This window comes from Streptomyces sp. enrichment culture (genome assembly GCF_964272895.1).
Lineage (GTDB): Bacteria > Actinomycetota > Actinomycetes > Streptomycetales > Streptomycetaceae > Streptomyces.
On the sequence record NZ_OZ186832.1, the window covers coordinates 4,691,751 to 4,709,476 of the forward strand.

Consider the following 17,726-nt stretch of genomic DNA (forward strand, 5'->3'; position numbering starts at 1 on the left):
TCAGGCAGCCTTCCGCCCGTCACGCAGGCGTCTGAGGAGCCTGCCGCGCGTGGTGTCGATGGTCCGGAGGGTCTCGTCGAGCGCGGCCTCGGGCATGCGCCGCAGCGCGCCGGTCGCCTCCGTCCGCAGCCGCTTGGCGGCCGAGGGCTCGTAGTCGTTCATCTTGCCGATGTGGAAGGCGATCATGGCGCAGTAGGTGCGCACGGCCTTCAGCAGGAAGCGGTCGGACTCCGGGTCCGCCAGCACGTCCCGCAGCAGGGCGTCGTAGGCCGGGATGAAGTCCAGCTGGCGGGAGTCCTTGACCTGGGTGAGGGAGGTGGCGACACCGCGCCGGTAGTAGACGCCGTGCAGGCCGAGGGACGCGTACGTCCTCGCCGTCAGGTGCAGGCGCCAGATCCACAGCCGGTCCTCGGCCGTGCGCAGATGCGTCTCGAAGCGCATCCGGCCGTCGTCGAAGAGGTGGCGGCGGTAGATACCGGCCCAGACGAAGGGGTAGTCGACCATCGTCTCCACGTCGGCGGGCGCTATCCCGTCGCGCGGATCCATCACGGCGTTGCGCACCCGGGCCGGGGGCCGCTTGACGACCCGGTCCCTGCCGGTGACCCGGACGTGGTCGGTGCGGGCGAAGTCGCAGTCCAACTCCTCCATCGCCGCCAGCAGTTCCGCGAGGTGTCCGGGGCCGTACCAGTCGTCGCCGTCGAGAAAGGTGAGGAACTCACCGCGGGCGGCGTCGATTCCGCTGTTGCGGGCCTGGGCGATGCCCATGTTCCGCTCGTGCCGAATCAGCCGGGCATTCGGCAGTTTCTCCGCCCAGCGGTCGACGATCTCCGAAGTGGAGTCCGTCGAACAGTCGTCGACGAGCAGGAACTCGATATCGCCGGCCGCGTTGTTGGCGAGACTCCGCAGCGTGCTCTCGGCGAAAGGCGCCACATTGTGCATGGGCACGACAACGGACAGCTTCGGCACAGAGCCCTCTCATGTTTGAAGGATTGTTGGAAATCAGGCTAACTGCGGTGCCGAGGGGACTGGTGTCGCCCGAGGCGCGGAGAGGTGAATTCCGCCCTTGGTAAACGTGAATTCTCGGTGTCCCGTGGCTGGCTGAAGTCTCCGGCGGCCTCCGGGAGTTCGACTCGGTGTCGCGACGAGTCCACCGCGACGAGCCCGTCCCGGTGGCTCGGCGGGGTGGACCCGTCGCGGTGGCGCCGAAGGACGGCGGTGGCCCGACGGCGTACGGCTCGACGGAGTACGGCGCCGTATGCCCCGACGGTGCACGGCTCGACGTAGGGATCGACGGCGCACGCCCCCACCCTCAGCGGCGTGACGGCCACCCTCGGCGGCGTGACGGCCGTCCTCAGCGGCGCACGGCCCGCAGAAGCACCTTCCCGCGCCGCGCCACCCGGCGGGCGGCGGAGTTGCGCGGCAGGAACGCCAGCCGCTGCGGCAGCCCGCCCGGCAGGCCCAGCGCGGTCAGCCGGCGGCGCTTGAAGTACGGCTCCACCCGCGGACCCCAGTGCGCGGCCAGGAACCTCTCCGCCGCGGGCCGCAATCCGGGATGGATCTTGGGCTGCATGGCGAAACCCAGCGCGGTGACCAGCCCGCCGAGCAGCTCGGCCGGCAGCGCGGGGGCCTGCCGGCCGGCGTCCTCCAGATCCGGCAGCAGCGCGTGCGCGAGGGCGACCGGCACGCGGTTGCTGTTCTGGAACGGGGCCAGCCGGTCCAGCAGCAGGTCGGTCCCGATCCGGGCCACCGGCAGGTCGTAGAACGCGGACGCCGTGAACAGCGCCGTGGAGAAGCAGCCGACCACCAGCGCGGGCCGCGCCTGCTCGTAGAGCACCTCGGCGAGCACCGGCGTGTCCACGACCACCAGGTCCACCCCGAGCCGCGCGGCCTCCTTCCGCAGCGCCACGCCGTACCCGGCGGGGGCGGTGGGGTGCGGCTTGAACACCACGTGGCGGTGCCCGCGCGCCACGGCTCCGCGCACCATCCGCACATGCAGCTCCTCCTCCTCGGCGGGAGTGAGGATGTCCAGCGCGGACAGGTACTGGCCGAGCAGCAGCGCCGCCCCGTCGGCGAGTCCGGGCAGCCCGCAGACCGCGCCGGTCAGTCCGCCCAGCACCTTCAGGAACCGCTCGGCGGGCACCACCTCGGCCGGCACGTCGAACTCGGTCAGCAGCAGCGGCGCCAGACCGGGGACGAGGTCCAGGTGCAGCAGCCGCCGCACCCGCGTGCCGACCAGCGGATCGAGCTTGTTGCGGGTGGGCCCGTAGCTCATCAGGCCGTCGGCGTAGACATGGATCGGGGCGTCCGTGAAGATCTGCGCCAGCCCGAGCGCCGGGTCCACCTGAAGGGACTCCAGGACCAGCTCCACCCGGTCCTCGCCCAGCCCCCACAGCTGCCGCAGATACCGCTCGAACAGCGGCAGATCCTCGCCGCGCGGACGCCAGGCGCCGGGGTGGAAGGGCCGGATCGCCTCGTTGTACGACAGTACGTCGTCGAAGTGGCCGCGCAGCGTCTCGAAGCCCGGCATCTCGTCGACGGACGGGGTGGTCTCGGGGTTCGCGGCGTTGTTGAACACCAGCAGCACCCGCCGGTCCGGCTCCTCGAAGTAGCCGGAGTCCAGCGCGGCGGCGAGGGTGGCCGCCCCGTACAGCGTGGACGCGCAGAAGATCTGGGTACGAGGCATCAGGCGGCCGCCTTCGCGGTGGGGACCCGGCGCCGCAGCCGCCGCAGCCTGGTCGAGCGTGTGACGTCCATGGAGTCGAGGACCTCCTCCAGCGCGTCCTGCGGCATCCTCCGCAGCGCCGCCGCGCTCATCACCCGCAGCTGCCGGGCCACGGGCGGCTCGAACTTCTCGATCTCCGACAGATGGTGGGCGATGATCGCGCAGTAGGTGCGCACCGCCTTCGGCAGCAGCCGGCCGGCCTCGGGGTCCGCGGCGGTCTCCGCCACCACCTGGTCGAAGGCGCGGATGAAGTCCAGCTGGCGCACATCGCCGATCTGGGTGAGCGAGCCGGCCACCCCGCGCCGGTAGAAGACGCCCAGCAGGCTCACCACGGCGAAGGACTCCGCCTCCCGGTGCAGCCGCCAGATCCACGGCCGGTCCTCGGCGGTGCGCAGCCCGTCGGTGAAGTGCAGCAGCCCCCGGTCCAGCAGCCGCCGGTGGAAGGCCCCGGCCCATGCGTAGGGGTAGTCCACCGACGTGGTCCGGTCGGCCGGCAGGATCGCCTCGCGCGGGTCCAGCACCTCCCAGCGCCGCCCGACCGGCACCCGGTGCACCGAGCGGGCCCGCGCCGTCGCCTTCACATGGTCGGTGCGCACGAAATCGCAGCCCAGCTTCTCGATGGCCGCGACCAGCTCGCCCAGATAGCCCGGGGCGAGCCAGTCGTCACCGTCCAGGAAGACGAGATACTCCCCTCTCGCCTCGTCGAGCCCCGTGTTGCGCGCGGTGGCGAGCCCCCCGTTCTCCTCGCGGGCCAGAAAACGCACCTGAGCGACCTTCGAGAGGTCCTCGGCCGCCCGCTGGAGGATGTTCGGCGTCTCGTCCTTCGACTTGTCGTCGACCAGGATGAACTCGAAGTCCTCCCGCGCATTCGCGCGAAGACTTCTGAGGATGTCCTGCGCATATTGCTGAACGTTGTAGAACGGCACGATCACAGAAAGCTTTGGCACCTGCGAAAGCCTAGAAGGCGGCCCGGCTGCGGAACTTTCCGGTGAGCAGACCTACGGTGAACTGAATGTGGCGGAACGGTGCACCCCCTGTACTTCGCACCGCCCCACGGGCCAGTTCGGCTTCAGGTGGACTGCTGTTAACTCTTTGTTGATTCGCGGTTGGGCCACAACTAGGAATTGATTCCTAGCTTCTTGGGCGTGCCACCAAGTACAACGAACCCCACGCGGATCGCCGTGCTCGCGGATTCGGACACCCGATGGAAATGGGGTGCGCTGACCGCGCACCGCATCGCTCCGGGCGCCCCCGTCCTCGACGGCTTCCTGCTGCGCGGCCGTGCCACACCCACGGCCCGCCAGCTGGCCGAGGTGGGCGTGCGCGCCGACTCCCTGACGGAGGTCACGGCCGTCGAGTTCCTGCACACCATGGCACGGGAGCCCTACGACGTCCTCGTGCTCTCCCTCGTCGGCGGCGGGGTGCAGGCCATGCTGCACGGCCTCAAGCGCGTGTGGGAGGACCTCCCCCACAAGGGGCACCGCCAGCAGCGGCCGGTCGTCGTCACCGGCTATGTCGGCGTCGTCTACGAGAAGCTCACCGACGGCCTGCTGCTGCGGCACGGCGCGGACCTCGTCCTCGCCAACTCCCGCCAGGACGCCGAGCGGTTCCGCGCGGTGTACGACGGGGTCGGCGCCGACTCCGGATCGGTGACCGAGGTGGCGCTGCCGTTCCTCGGCGGCGACCCGTACCAGGGCGAACACGACCCCTACACGGTCGTGTTCGCCGCCCAGCCGTCCGTCCCGGACAGCCGCAAGGACCGTACGTACCTGCTGGAGCGCCTGGTCCGGCACGCACGGCTGCACCCCGAGCGCGAGGTGCTGCTCAAGCTGCGCTCCAAGCCCGGCGAGCACACCACCCACCTGGAGGAACTGCCCTACCAGAAGCTCGCCCAGCGGCTCGACCTCCCGGCCAACCTCCGCCTGGTCTACGGCAACATGGGCGAGGTACTCGACCGCACCGACCTGCTGGTCACCGTCAGCTCGACGGCCGCACTGGAGTCCCTGCACCGCCGGATCCCCACCGTCGTCCTGACCGACCTCGGCGTACGGGAGCCGCTCGGCAACCACCACTTCGTCGGCTCCGGCTGCCTCGCCTCCTGGGACCAGCTCGACGCGGGGTACCTGCCGGTGGCGGACGAGGCGTGGGTGGCGCGGCAGGGCGTCGCCGTCGAGGGCGCCTTCGACGCCGCGCGGGAGCGGATCGCCCGGCTGCTCGCCGGTGCGCTGCCGCCGCTCACGCCGTACTACACGCCGGCCACGGCGCCCGGGTACCTGCCCGGCATCCTCGCCCGCCATCACCTGGGGCCTGACGGAACACCGCTGCCCGGTGCCCCGGCCCATGACAAGGAGCCCGGACCTGTCCGGCAGATCGTGCGGCGTGCCGCGCGCGGTGCCTACCGGCACGGGGTGCAGCGGGTCGCTCCGGTCATCCGGCGGATGGGGGAGCTGTGAGGTCCTCGTCCGCCGCGCCGTCGTGGCTGGTCGCGCCCCGCGGCCGAACCGCAGATCGACACAGCCCCGCGCCCCCGGAGGGCGCTGCCATCACCCGAGGAGTCCCCTCCATGTCCGACTCGCCGGCCGACACGGGCGCCTCGGTGCGCCGCGTACTCGCCGTCATCCCCGCTCGCGGTGGCTCCAAGGGCGTACCCGCCAAGAACCTCGCCCCCGTCGGCGGCGTCCCGCTGGTCGCCCGCGCGGTACGGGAGTGCCTGGGGGCGAGGCGCGTCACCGACGTGGTCGTCTCCACCGACGACCAGGCCATCGCCGCCGCCGCCCGCGAGGCCGGCGCCGAGGTCGTGCTGCGGCCCGCCGCCATCGCCGGGGACACCGCCACCTCCGAGGCCGCCGTGCTGCACGCCATGGAGACCCATGAGGCGCTGCACGGCTCGCCGGTCGACGTGGTGCTGCTCGTGCAGTGCACCAGCCCCTTCGTGGTCCGCGAGGACATCGACGGGGTCGCCGCGGCGGTCGCCGAGAACGGCGCCGACACCGCGGTCACCGTCGCCCCCTTCCACGGCTTCGTCTGGCGCGACGCCGAGGAGGAGACCGAGGGCGGCGTGGGCGTCAACCACGACAAGGCGTACCGCCCGCGCCGCCAGGACCGCCCCCAGGACTACCTGGAGACCGGCGCCGCCTACGCCATGGACGCCGCCGGCTTCCGGCAGCACGGCCACCGCTTCTTCGGCCGCACCGAACTCGTGCGCACCGACCCGGCCCGCGTGCTGGAGATCGACGACCCGCACGACCTCGCGCGGGCCCGCGCCCTGGCCGGCCTCTTCGACGCGGACCGCGCCGGCTCCCTTCCCTCCTCCGACGACATCGACGCCGTCGTCCTCGACTTCGACGGCACCCAGACCGACGACCGGGTGCTGATCGACTCCGAGGGACGGGAGTTCGTCTCCGTGCACCGCGGCGACGGACTCGGCATCGCGGCCCTGCGCAGGAGCGGGCTGAAGATGCTGATCCTGTCCACGGAACAGAACCCTGTGGTCGCCGCCCGCGCCCGGAAGCTGAAGCTCCCGGTGCTGCACGGCATCGACCGCAAGGACCTCGCGCTGAAGCAGTGGTGCGAGGAGCAGGGCATCGCGCCGGAGCGCGTGCTCTACGTCGGCAACGACGTCAACGACCTCCCGTGCTTCGCCCTCGTCGGCTGGCCCGTGGCGGTCGCGAGCGCCCACGACGTCGTACGCGGCGCCGCACGCGCGGTCACCACCGTCCCCGGCGGTGACGGCGCGATCCGAGAGATCGCCAGCTGGATCCTCGGCCCCTCTCTCGATTCCCTCCCCGAGTAAGGACACCCCCAGTCATGAGCACCAACTCCCGTCTGCGCACGTTCGGTTCGCGCGAGGTCGGCCCCGGCCGCCCCGTCTACATCTGCGGCGAGATCGGCATCAACCACAACGGTGAGCTGGAGAACGCCTTCAAGCTCATCGACGTGGCCGCCGAGGCCGGCTGCGACGCGGTCAAGTTCCAGAAGCGCACCCCCGAGATCTGCACCCCGCGCGACCAGTGGGACATCGAGCGCGACACCCCCTGGGGCCGCATGACCTACATCGACTACCGCCACCGCGTGGAGTTCGGCGAGGACGAGTACCGCCAGATCGACGAGTACTGCAAGGAGAAGGGAATCGACTGGTTCGCCTCCCCGTGGGACACCGAGGCCGTCGCCTTCCTGGAGAAGTTCGACCTGCCCGCCCACAAGGTCGCGAGCGCGTCCCTGACCGACGACGAGCTCCTGCGCGCCCTGCGCGGCACGGGCCGTACGGTCATCCTCTCCACCGGCATGTCCACGCCCAAGCAGATCCGCCACGCGGTCGAGGTCCTCGGCTCGGACAACATCCTCATGTGCCACGCCACCTCGACCTACCCGGCCAAGGCCGAGGAGCTGAACCTCCGCGTGATCAACACGCTGGAGAAGGAGTACCCGAACGTCCCGATCGGCTACTCCGGCCACGAGACCGGCCTGCAGACCACCCTCGCCGCGGTCGCGCTGGGCGCGGTGTTCGTCGAGCGCCACATCACCCTCGACCGCGCCATGTGGGGCTCCGACCAGGCCGCCTCGGTGGAGCCCCAGGGCCTCACCCGCCTCGTCCGCGACATCCGCACCATCGAGGCGTCCCTCGGCGACGGAGTGAAGAAGGTCTACGAGTCCGAGCTCGGCCCCATGAAGAAGCTGCGCCGCGTCACCGGTGTCGTCGCCGAGGCGGAGATCGCGGCCGCCGCGGGCGAGCCGGTCGCCGTCTGAGCAGCGGCTCGAACCCACCGGATCAGGAACCTCCTACGACGGGACGGTCGTACCGCCGATGAGCCCCCGCGCCGGGAATGCCGGCCCCCGCACTCTCGCCTTCGTCGAGAGTCCGGTACAGCTGCTGAACGTACTGGAGTGGGCGCACGCGCATGCGCCCGGCGCGGGGCTCACGCTCGTGGTCCTCTCGCCCGTCGACCCGATGACCCGCGGCCAGCTCCGCCGGATGGCCGAGCTCGCCCGTGAGGAGGGCTACGAGGTCCGCTGGGAGGAGGCGCGGGGCGGCACCACGGCCCCGTTCCGGACCATCGGCGGGCTGGCGGGCCCGCTGCGCCGGGCCGAGCGGATCGTCATGGGCGATCCGTTCTCCCGCTATGTGCAGTTGCTGCTCACCATCACCCGCGCGGCCGAACTGGTCGTCGTCGACGACGGCACGGCCACCATGGAGTTCGTCGGCCAGCTCGCCCGCGGCGAGCGCCTGGTCCGCTGGCACCGCAAGGGCAGCCGCCCCGGCCCCCGCGACCTGCTCTTCGCCCCGGTGTCGTCCGCGGCCCGGCGCCGTCTGACGCCGGTCGAGGGCCGGCGGGTGTCGGTCTTCTCCTCCATGCCGATCGAGGAGGCCCCGCAAGGGGTGACGGTGACCGCGAACGCCTTCGCCTGGACCCGCGCGCGCTTCGGCCCGCCCCGCATCACCCGCGGTGCCGACATGGTGGGCACCTCGCTGGTCGAGACGGGGGTCGTGGACGGGGACCGGTACGTGGAGGCGGTGTCGGGCCTGGCCAGGGCGCACGGCGCCGCCCGTTACTTCGCCCACCGCCGTGAGAGCGCCGAGAAGCTGCACCGGCTCGCGGTGGAGACCGGTCTGGAGGTCGTGCGTCCGGAACTGCCGCTGGAGCTCATCGCCCGCCGTGGTCCGATCGGCCGTACGATCCTGAGTTTTCCCTCGACGGTCGTGCACACCCTGCCGCTGGCCCTGGCGGGTACGGAGGTGAAGGTCGCCGTCTGCGACATCGACCCGCGCTGGCTGACGGAGAACGCCTCGCCCCGGGCGCAGGGGTTTCTGTCGGGGGTCACGGGGTCGGCACGGGATGTGCACCGGCTGGCGGCGATCGCGGCGGTCTGACCGTACTCACCCGCTCTTGTCCCGATAGATGAACAGTCCCGTGGCGCTCTAGCGATGCGTGGTATCCGTGGAAGGAGTGGGGTCGCTCGCCGCGGGTTTCATGATCGAGAGAGGTGGAGTCGGGCGAGTTTACCCATCTGAAACGACGGCTATGCCTCGGGCGGTCAGATTTTCTTCCCCTAACGGGCTGAACTTTTGTTGATCGCGGGTCAGTTGACTGTCCGGGCGTCCTACCCTTCAGAGGGTGAAGCAACCGATGTTCGTAGAGTCCGAGGTCGACCTTCCGGGGGAAGCGATGCTTCCCGGCACGCTGTCCGACGCGCTGCGTGCCGAGCTCGTCGCGTTCCGTCGCGACCTGCACATGCACCCGGAGCTGGGCAACCAGGAGTTCCGTACCACCGCCGCGATCAAGGAGCGGCTGGAGAAGGCGGGGCTGAAGCCGCGGGTGCTCGCCGTGGGGACCGGGCTCGTGTGCGACATCGGTGTGGAGGGCGGTGTCTGGAGCGGCGGGCCGCGGATGCTGGCGCTGCGGGCCGACATCGACGCGCTGCCGATTCCGGACGCGAAGACGGAGTGCGCGTACCGGTCGACGGTGCCTGACCGGGCGCACGCCTGCGGGCATGACGTGCACACCGCCGTCGTGCTGGGGGCCGGGCTGGTGCTCGCCGAGCTGCATGAGCGGGGGCTGCTCGCGCGGCCGGTGCGGCTGATCTTCCAGCCGGCGGAGGAGGTGCTGCCCGGGGGTGCGGCCGACGCCATCGAGTGCGGGGCGCTGGACGGGGTCGAGCGGATTCTCGCCGTGCACTGCGACCCTCGGGTGGACGCGGGGCGCATCGGGCTGCGGCACGGGGCGATCACGTCGGCGTGCGACCGGCTGGAGATCTCGCTGGACGGGCCCGGTGGGCACACGGCGCGTCCGCATCTGACGACCGACCTGGTCACCGCCGCGGCGCGGGTCGTCACCGACGTCCCCGCCCTCGTCGGCCGCCGGGTCGACACGCGTGCCGGTCTTGCCGTGACCTGGGGGCGGATCGAGACCGGGCACGCGCCGAATGTGATTCCGCAGCATGCCGAGCTGTCCGGGACCGTGCGGTGCCTGGACATCGACGCGTGGCGGCAGGCGCCGGACATCGTGGTCGCCGCGATCGACGAGGTGGCGAATCTGCATCGGGCGAAGTCCGAGATCACGTATGTGCGGGGGGTGCCGCCGGTCGTGAACGACCCGGTGGTCACCGAGCTGCTGCGGGACGCGATGGTCGCTCGGCGGGGGGTGGACTCCGTCGAGGACACCGAGCAGAGCCTCGGGGGTGAGGACTTCTCCTGGTACCTGGAGCATGTGCCGGGCGCGATGGCGCGGCTGGGGGTGCGGCCGCCGGGGGAGCGGGTGGTGCGGGATCTGCATCAGGGGGACTTCGATGTGGACGAGTCCGCGATCACGGTGGGGGTCGAGCTGTTCACGGCGGCTGCGTTGATGTAGCGGCCGGGCTTCGTGTCCGGGTGCGGGCTTCGTGTTCGGGTGCGGGTGGGTGGGGGGGATGCCTGCGGCGGCCTGCTGGTGTCCGGTGGGGGCGTGCGTAGCGCTGCCGGGTGGTGGGTGGGTCGGGGCCGCGCCGGGGGGTGTCCGTCCTCGGTCCGGCGGTTCTGTCGGGACTTAGGGTGACTGGAGATGGACGCCGGCCGCTGCGGGCGGACACCCCCCGCCACGTCCCCTTCCCGCCGTCGGCGGCTGACCGACGCCCACCGTGCTTGGCAGCTTCTCGCCGTGGGCGGCTGACCGGCGCCCGTGGTCGTGGGTGGGGGCGGCGGGGTCTTCCTGGGGCCGGGCGGCTGTACGTAGCTGAGGGGCGCGGGGAACTGCGCGACCGGCCCGCGACGGGCCGCAGCCGCCTACGTGCCCCATCCGCCCCGCTCCGGTTGCGACCCTCTCTCCGCCGAGGAAACGTGGGCCATGAATGCGGGCGGCCTGCGTGCTCTCGTCCCTTTCGAACCAGTCGTTTACGGCGGCGTAACGGCCATCGGCACGAATGGATAACGGCCGCGCGGTACCCCGTTCCCAGGAGTGTCTACGCGCGTTAATCTGCGCCGAACCCAGCGCCCACTGCGGGGCTTGGAGAATGGGGAACTTCAGATGCGACGGATATCCAAACTGACTCGCGTCGCGGTGGGGGTCGCGTCGATCGCGCTCGCCGCCACGGCCTGCGGTGGCACCAGCGACAGTGGCGACGGCGGGGACAAGGAGAACCTCGGTCTCGCCATCGCCTACGACATCGGTGGCAAGGGTGACCAGTCCTTCAACGACGCCGCCTTCGCGGGTCTGAGCAAGGCGAAGGACGAGTTCGGCTACAAGACCGCCGACGTCGAGCCGACCGAGGGTGAGACGGACGCGGACAAGGAGCAGCGTCTGGCGTCGCTGGCCCGCCAGGGCTACAACCCGGTGATCGGTGTCGGCTTCGCCTACGGCCCCGCGATGCAGGCCGTGGCCAAGGACTTCCCGGACACCACCTTCGGCATCGTCGACTCGGTGGTCGAGGGCAAGAACGTGGCGTCGCTGGTGTTCGCCGAGGAGCAGGCGTCGTACCTGGCCGGTGTGGCCGCGGCCAAGGCGACCAAGAGCAATGTGGTCGGTTTCGTGGGCGGTGTGGACATCCCGCTGATCCACAAGTTCGAGGCCGGTTACAAGCAGGGCGTCCAGGACACCAACCCGAAGGTCCGGGTCATCTCGCAGTACCTGACCCAGACCGCGGAGGAGGGCGGCTTCTCCAGCCCGGACAAGGGCAAGGCCGCCGCCGAGGGTCAGATCGAGAAGAAGGCCGACGTGGTGTACCAGGCCGCCGGTCTGTCCGGGCAGGGCGTCATCGAGGCGGCCGCCAAGGCGAAGGTCTGGGCGATCGGTGTCGACTCGGACCAGTACAAGCAGGAGGCCCTGGCCTCGTACAAGAACTACATCCTCACCTCCGCGCTGAAGGACGTCGGCGGCGCCGTGTACGCGCTGGCGAAGTCGGTGGAGGACGGCAAGCCGCTGAGCGGCGTGCAGACCTTCGACCTGAAGGTGAACGGCGTGGGGCTGTCGGAGTCCAACCCGGAGTTCGCCAAGATCGCGGGCCTGACCGACGCCGTGAACAAGGCGAAGGAAGGCATCATCGGCGGTTCCATCAAGGTCAAGACGGAGTAGTCCTCCTCGATCGGACCAACGGTCGGCGGGACGCGGGAGCGGGCGGGTGCCAGAGGGCGCCCGCCCGCTCCGCCGTTTCCGGTACGTCACTCACCGCCACCCTCCCTTTGCGTTCGGCAAGCCCCCGGCGGACCGTGGAGTTACCTTGGCCACGGGCGCATAACAAGGTGGACAGAAGGGGTTTTCAGGTAGGTCTACGCGCGTTAATCTGCGGCGAAGCCAGCGCCGAAGCTGAACCGTCCTCCGGCGCTTGTACGACAGGAGCACCAAGACATGCGCCGGATTTCCCGGATCACGGTCGCAGGCGCAGCGACCGCCTCCCTGGCCCTCGCGCTCTCCGCTTGCGGCGGGACCTCGACGTCCAGCTCGAAGGAGTCGGGCGAGGACAAGGGCCTGGCCATCGCGTACGACGTCGGCGGCAAGGGCGACCAGTCCTTCAACGACGCCGCCTACGCGGGCCTGGAGCAGGCGAAGAAGGAGTTCGGCTACGAGACGGCCGACATCGAGCCCACCGAGGGCGAGACCGACGCCGACAAGCAGCAGCGCCTGGAGTCGCTGGCCAAGCAGGGCTACAACCCGGTGATCGGCGTCGGCTACGCCTACGCGTCGGCCGTCAAGGGTGCCGCCGAGCGCTTCCCGGACACCACCTTCGGCATCGTGGACGACTCCACGGTCGAGGCGAAGAACGTGGCCGACCTGGTCTTCTCCGAGGAGGAGGCGTCCTACCTCGCCGGTGTCGCGGCCGCCAAGGCCACGAAGAGCGACGTGGTGGGCTTCGTGGGCGGTGTGGACATCCCGCTGATCCACAAGTTCCAGGCCGGCTTCGAGCAGGGCGTCAAGGACACCGACCCGAAGGTGAAGGTGCTCTCGCAGTACCTGACCCAGACGGCCGAGGAGGGCGGCTTCTCGAGCCCCGACAAGGGCAAGTCGGCCGCCGAGGGCCAGATCGAGAAGAAGGCCGACGTCGTCTACGCGGCCGCCGGTCTCTCCGGCCAGGGTGTCATCGAGGCCGCCGCCGCCAACAAGGTGTGGGCGATCGGTGTCGACTCCGACCAGTACAAGCAGGCGGCCCTGGCGAAGTACAAGGACGCGATCCTGACCTCCGCCATGAAGGACGTCGCCAAGGCGGTCTACAACCTGGCGAAGTCGGTCGAGGCAGGCAAGCCCGAGACCGGTATCGTTCGTGGCGATCTGAAGAGCGGCGAGGTCTCCCTGTCGAACTCCAACCCGAAGTTCGCGGGCGACGCCGAGATCCAGAAGGCTGTCAAGACTGCCAAGGAGAAGATCATCAGCGGCGAGATCAAGGTCAAGTCCAGCTGAGGAACCACACCCTGAGCAGTGTGTAACCGAGGGGTTACGTCCGCTCACCGGGGTAAGGGGAGTCGCTCCCCTCACCCCGGTGGCAGCGGTGCGTCACCCCCTTGTATGCCGTAGGGGCGCTACGCGCGTAGACGACCCCCGTCCCCAGGAGAGTGCGCCATCAACGCGTCCAGCAGCCCTCCGGCCGGAGCGGCGGTCAACGAATCGGTGACCGCCGTCGAGCTCGCCGGGATCACGAAGCGATTCCCGGGTGTCGTGGCCAACCACGACATCCACCTCACGGTCCGCAAGGGCACCGTTCACGCCCTCGTCGGCGAGAACGGCGCCGGCAAGTCGACCCTGATGAAGATCCTCTACGGCATGCAGAAGCCGGACGAGGGGACGATCGCGATCGACGGCGAGCAGGTCTCCTTCTCGTCCCCGGCCGACGCCATCGCCCGTGGCATCGGCATGGTGCACCAGCACTTCATGCTCGCCGACAATCTGACGGTCCTGGAGAACGTCGTCCTCGGCAGCGAGAAGCTCTACGGCATCGGCGCCAAGGCCCGCCGCAAGATCAAGGAGATCTCCGAGCGCTACGGCCTCGGCGTCGAGCCCGACCGGCTGGTCGAGGAGCTCGGTGTCGCCGCCCGCCAGCGCGTGGAGATCCTCAAGGTCCTCTACCGCGGCGCCACCACGCTCATCCTCGACGAGCCGACGGCCGTGCTCGTGCCGCAGGAGGTCGACGCGCTCTTCGACAACCTGCGCGAGCTGAAGTCCGAGGGCCTGTCGGTCATCTTCATCTCCCACAAGCTGGGCGAGGTGCTGTCCGTCGCCGACGACATCACCGTCATCCGCCGCGGCACGACCGTCGGTACGGCTGTGCCCTCCGAGACCACGCCGCGTCAGCTCGCCGAGATGATGGTCGGCAGCGAGCTGCCCACGCCGGAGACCGCGGAGTCCACGGTCACCGACCGTCCCGTCATCACGGTGGACAAGCTGCGCATGGCCGCCCCGGGCGGCAAGGCGCTGCTGGACGACATCAGCTTCACCATCCACGCCGGCGAGGTCCTGGGCATCGCCGGTGTCGAGGGCAACGGCCAGACCGAGCTCGTCGACGCGCTCATCGGTCTGCGCCACGCCGACTCCGGCACGATCACCCTCGCCGACGAGGAGATCACCGGCTGGGCCACCCGCAAGCGCCGCGAGCAGGGCATCGGCTACATCCCCGAGGACCGCCACCGCCACGGCCTGCTCCTGGAGGCCCCCCTCTGGGAGAACCGCATCCTCGGCCACGTCACCGAGAAGCCCAACGCCAAGGGTGTCTGGCTGGACCCCAAGGCCGCGCAGGAGGACACGCGCCGGATCGTGACGGAGTACGACGTCCGCACCCCGGGCATCGACGTCACCGCGGCCTCCCTGTCCGGCGGCAACCAGCAGAAGCTGATCGTCGGCCGCGAGATGAGCCACAAGCCGCGCTTCCTGATCGCCGCCCACCCCACCCGCGGTGTGGACGTCGGCGCGCAGGCCGCGATCTGGGACCACATCCGTGAGGCCCGCCGCGAGGGCCTGGCCGTGCTGCTGATCTCCGCCGACCTGGACGAGCTGATCGGCCTGTCCGACACGCTCCGGGTGATCTACAACGGCAAGCTGGTCGCGGACGCCGACCCGGCCACCATCACCCCCGAGGAGCTCGGTTCGGCCATGACCGGTGCCGCCACCGGACACCTTGAGCACGAAGAGACGCCGGAAGCCCCCGAAGACGAGGCCCGCTGATGAAGAAGTTCGACAAGGAGCGCGTGCTCCTCGCGGTGGCCGGACCGGTCATCGCGCTCGCCGTGGCCTTCGCGCTGAGTGCGATCGTGCTGATCGCCTCGGGCAAGAACCCGATCGAACCGTTCACGATCATGTTCGAGCAGGCCGGTTTCTCCGACGTCCAGGTCCGCATCATCAACCAGGCATCGATGTACTACATCGCCGCCCTGGCGGTCGCCGTCGGCTTCCGGATGAACCTGTTCAACATCGGTGTCGACGGCCAGTACCAGCTCGGCGCCATGCTCGCCGCGATCGTGGGCGCGCACGCCAACCTGCCGGCCGCGCTCCAGATCCCGCTGCTGCTGCTGACCGCCATGTTCACCGGCGCCTTCTGGGCCGGCGTCGCCGGTGTCCTGAAGGTCACCCGCGGGGTCAGCGAGGTCGTCGCGACGATCATGCTCAACGCGATCGCCACCTCCGTCATCGCCTACCTGTGGCTGCCCGACGTCTTCGGTGTGAAGGTCGGCAACAACAACACCACCGGTGAGATGCACGAGTCCGGCTGGGTGCCCGGCATCGACCTCGGCGAGTCCGGCGAGATCTACGGCCTCGTGATCCTCGCCGCCCTGCTCGGCGTCGGCTACTGGGTCGTCCTCAACCGCACCCGCTTCGGCTTCGACCTGCGCGCTTCCGGCGCCTCCGAGTCGGCCGCCGCGGCCAGCGGTGTCGACCCCAAGCGGATGACGCTGACCGCGATGCTGATCTCCGGTGCCGTCGCCGGTCTCGCGGGCCTGCCGATCCTCATGGGCGACGCCCACACCTACAACCTGAACTTCCCCACCGGCATCGGCTTCCTCGGCATCGGCATCGCCCTGCTCGGCCGCAACAGCCCGGTCGGCATCGCCTTCGCCGCCCTGCTGTGGGCCTGGCTCGACAAGGCATCCCCGGAGCTGGACTTCCACGGCTACGACAAGGAGATCGCGGTCATCATGCAGGGCATCATCGTCCTCGCGGTGGTCGTCTCCTACGAGGCCGTCCGCGAGTGGGGCCTGCGCCGCCAGCAGCGCCGCGTGGGCGCCGAGCTCGCCGCCGGTCATGTCCTCGGGGCCACCAACAACGTGAACAAGGAGGTGGCTGGCCGATGACCACCGCGACCGATGTCAACCAGCCCACGCTGCAGCCCGCGGCGCCGGCCGGCCGCCGCATGTCGCTGCCGATGCTGATGCTCGTCATCGCCGGCGGCCTGGCGCTGACCTCGCTCGTCCGCCTGATCACCGGCGCGGACGGCATCACCAACGTCAGCCAGATGTCCACCGCCCTCCAGCTCGCCGTGCCCATCGGCCTCGCCGGTCTCGGCGGTCTGTGGGCCGAGCGCGCGGGCGTCGTCAACATCGGCCTCGAAGGCATGATGATCCTCGGCACCTGGTTCGGTGCCTGGGCCGGCTTCCAGTGGGGGCCGTGGACCGGTGTCCTCGTCGGCATCATCGGCGGCTGCCTCGGCGGTCTGCTGCACGCCTTCGTCACCGTGACGTTCAACGTCAACCACATCGTCTCCGGTGTGGCGATCAACATCCTCGCCCTCGGCGCCACCCGCTACCTGGCCCCCCTCGCCTTCGAGGGCCACCAGGGCGGCTCGGCCAAGCAGTCCCCGCCGGTGGAGTCCCTGGGCCACTTCACGGTGCCCGGGCTGTCCGACTGGCTCCGGGAACTCAACCAGGACGGCCTGCTGAAGAACCAGGACGGCTGGGTCCACGACCTGGGCACGTTCTTCGTCTCCGACGTCGCCGGTCTGCTCGGCGGCCTGGTCACCAACGTGTCCTGGCTGACCCTGGTCGCCGTCGCCCTGATCCCCGCCACCTGGTGGATCCTGTGGCGCACCGCGTTCGGCCTGCGCCTGCGCTCCTGCGGCGAGAACCCGGTCGCGGCCGAGTCCCTCGGCGTGAACGTCTACAAGTACAAGTACCTCGCCGTGATCATCTCCGGCGGCCTCGCCGGTCTCGGCGGCGCCTTCCTGTCGATCGTGGCCAACCCCTTCTACCTGGAGGGCCAGGTCTCCGGCCGCGGCTTCATCGGCCTCGCCGCCATGATCTTCGGCAACTGGATGCCGGGCGGCCTCGCCCTCGGCGCCGGCCTCTTCGGCTACACCGACAGCCTCAACCTGCGCGGCGGCTCGGAGAACGTCCACGCCCTGCTGCTGCTCGGCGCGCTGCTGCTGATCATCGGGGCGATCTGGATGGCCGTCCGCAAGAAGTGGATCCCGGCCGTGATCACGCTGGTCGTCGGCGGCCTGGTCTTCGCCTGGTACGCGGGCACCAACGAGGTCCCGAACCAGGTCGTCTCCGCCACGCCGTACGTCATCACCCTGGTCGTCCTGGCCCTGTCCGCCCAGCGTCTGCGGATGCCCAAGGCGGACGGCATGCCGTACCGGAAGGGACAGGGCAAGTGACCTTCGACTGGGACGCCCTGCGGGCGGTGGCGCGGGAGGCCATGTCCCACGCCTACGCGCCCTACTCGGGCTACCCGGTCGGGGTCGCGGCCCGCGTGGACGACGGCCGCACCGTCTCCGGCTGCAACGTCGAGAACGCCTCCTACGGGCTCGGCCTGTGCGCCGAGTGCGGGCTGGTCTCGGAGCTCCAGCGCACCGGGGGCGGCCGGCTGACCCACTTCACCTGCGTGGACGGCAAGGGCGAGATCCTCGTCCCGTGCGGCCGCTGCCGGCAGCTGCTGTACGAGTTCGGCGGGCCGGACCTCCTGCTGGAGACACCGGCGGGGATCCTGCCGCTGTCTCAGATGCTGCCCCAGGCGTTCGGCCCGGACCATCTCACCAAGTAAGTCCCCGCGGCCCCTCTGAGAACCCCTGCTCAGAGGGGCCGCCCCTTTCTCCGGAGATTCCTCGTATCCAGAGATCT

General features: G+C 70.4%; 14 protein-coding genes. 11 read left to right on the forward strand and 3 right to left on the reverse strand.

What is annotated here, in order from left to right; genetic code table 11:
* The 3 genes from ACSU6M_RS21350 to ACSU6M_RS21360 form a co-directional block, all read right to left on the reverse strand.
* Positions 1 to 966 carry a glycosyltransferase family 2 protein gene (locus ACSU6M_RS21350; protein WP_437071413.1) on the reverse strand — a complete coding sequence of 322 codons (966 nt, stop codon included), beginning with the start codon at positions 964 to 966 and terminating at the stop codon, positions 1 to 3.
* A 385-nt stretch (positions 967 to 1,351) separates the two neighbouring features.
* On the reverse strand, positions 1,352 to 2,683 hold the full coding sequence (locus ACSU6M_RS21355) for an alpha-2,8-polysialyltransferase family protein (protein ID WP_437071415.1): 1,332 nt from the start codon (positions 2,681 to 2,683) through the stop codon (positions 1,352 to 1,354).
* Positions 2,683 to 3,669, reverse strand: a complete 987-nt coding sequence (locus tag ACSU6M_RS21360; protein ID WP_437071417.1) for a glycosyltransferase family 2 protein — start codon at positions 3,667 to 3,669, stop codon at positions 2,683 to 2,685. Before ACSU6M_RS21360 ends, ACSU6M_RS21355 begins: the two co-directional genes overlap by 1 nt.
* A 198-nt stretch (positions 3,670 to 3,867) precedes the next feature.
* Between ACSU6M_RS21360 and ACSU6M_RS21365 the strand changes: the two genes are divergently transcribed.
* From ACSU6M_RS21365 to ACSU6M_RS21415, 11 genes are all read left to right on the forward strand, one after another.
* Entirely contained in the window at positions 3,868 to 5,175 is a 1,308-nt protein-coding gene (locus ACSU6M_RS21365; RefSeq protein WP_437071419.1) for a DUF6716 putative glycosyltransferase, read from the forward strand.
* A gap of 110 nt (positions 5,176 to 5,285) precedes the next feature.
* On the forward strand, positions 5,286 to 6,515 hold the full coding sequence (locus ACSU6M_RS21370) for a cytidylyltransferase domain-containing protein (RefSeq protein ID WP_437071420.1): 1,230 nt from the start codon (positions 5,286 to 5,288) through the stop codon (positions 6,513 to 6,515).
* A 14-nt stretch (positions 6,516 to 6,529) separates the two neighbouring features.
* Positions 6,530 to 7,468, forward strand: coding sequence for an N-acetylneuraminate synthase family protein (locus tag ACSU6M_RS21375; RefSeq protein ID WP_437071421.1), 939 nt, complete (start codon positions 6,530 to 6,532; stop codon positions 7,466 to 7,468).
* Positions 7,469 to 7,526: 58 nt separating this feature from the next.
* Positions 7,527 to 8,591: a hypothetical protein gene (locus ACSU6M_RS21380; protein WP_437071423.1), complete on the forward strand. Its 1,065-nt coding sequence runs from the start codon at positions 7,527 to 7,529 to the stop codon at positions 8,589 to 8,591.
* 256 nt (positions 8,592 to 8,847) lie between these two features.
* Entirely contained in the window at positions 8,848 to 10,068 is a 1,221-nt protein-coding gene (locus tag ACSU6M_RS21385) for an amidohydrolase (protein WP_437071425.1), read from the forward strand.
* Positions 10,069 to 10,719: 651 nt separating this feature from the next.
* Positions 10,720 to 11,763, forward strand: a complete 1,044-nt coding sequence (locus tag ACSU6M_RS21390) for a BMP family lipoprotein (RefSeq protein WP_437071426.1) — start codon at positions 10,720 to 10,722, stop codon at positions 11,761 to 11,763.
* A gap of 273 nt (positions 11,764 to 12,036) precedes the next feature.
* Positions 12,037 to 13,083: a BMP family lipoprotein gene (locus ACSU6M_RS21395; protein WP_437071428.1), complete on the forward strand. Its 1,047-nt coding sequence runs from the start codon at positions 12,037 to 12,039 to the stop codon at positions 13,081 to 13,083.
* Positions 13,084 to 13,290: 207 nt separating this feature from the next.
* Positions 13,291 to 14,838 (forward strand): ABC transporter ATP-binding protein, encoded by a 1,548-nt coding sequence (locus ACSU6M_RS21400; protein ID WP_437071429.1) that lies wholly within the window; start codon positions 13,291 to 13,293, stop codon positions 14,836 to 14,838.
* Positions 14,838 to 15,962 (forward strand): ABC transporter permease, encoded by a 1,125-nt coding sequence (locus tag ACSU6M_RS21405; protein WP_437071430.1) that lies wholly within the window; start codon positions 14,838 to 14,840, stop codon positions 15,960 to 15,962. The genes ACSU6M_RS21400 and ACSU6M_RS21405 overlap by 1 nt, the downstream gene beginning before the upstream one ends.
* Entirely contained in the window at positions 15,959 to 17,263 is a 1,305-nt protein-coding gene (locus ACSU6M_RS21410) for an ABC transporter permease (RefSeq protein ID WP_437071432.1), read from the forward strand. Before ACSU6M_RS21405 ends, ACSU6M_RS21410 begins: the two co-directional genes overlap by 4 nt.
* The gene (locus tag ACSU6M_RS21415) at positions 17,260 to 17,649 is read left to right on the forward strand and encodes a cytidine deaminase (RefSeq protein WP_437071434.1); all 390 of its coding nucleotides are present in this window, start codon (positions 17,260 to 17,262) and stop codon (positions 17,647 to 17,649) included. The genes ACSU6M_RS21410 and ACSU6M_RS21415 overlap by 4 nt, the downstream gene beginning before the upstream one ends.
* The last annotated feature ends 77 nt before the right edge of the window (positions 17,650 to 17,726 follow it).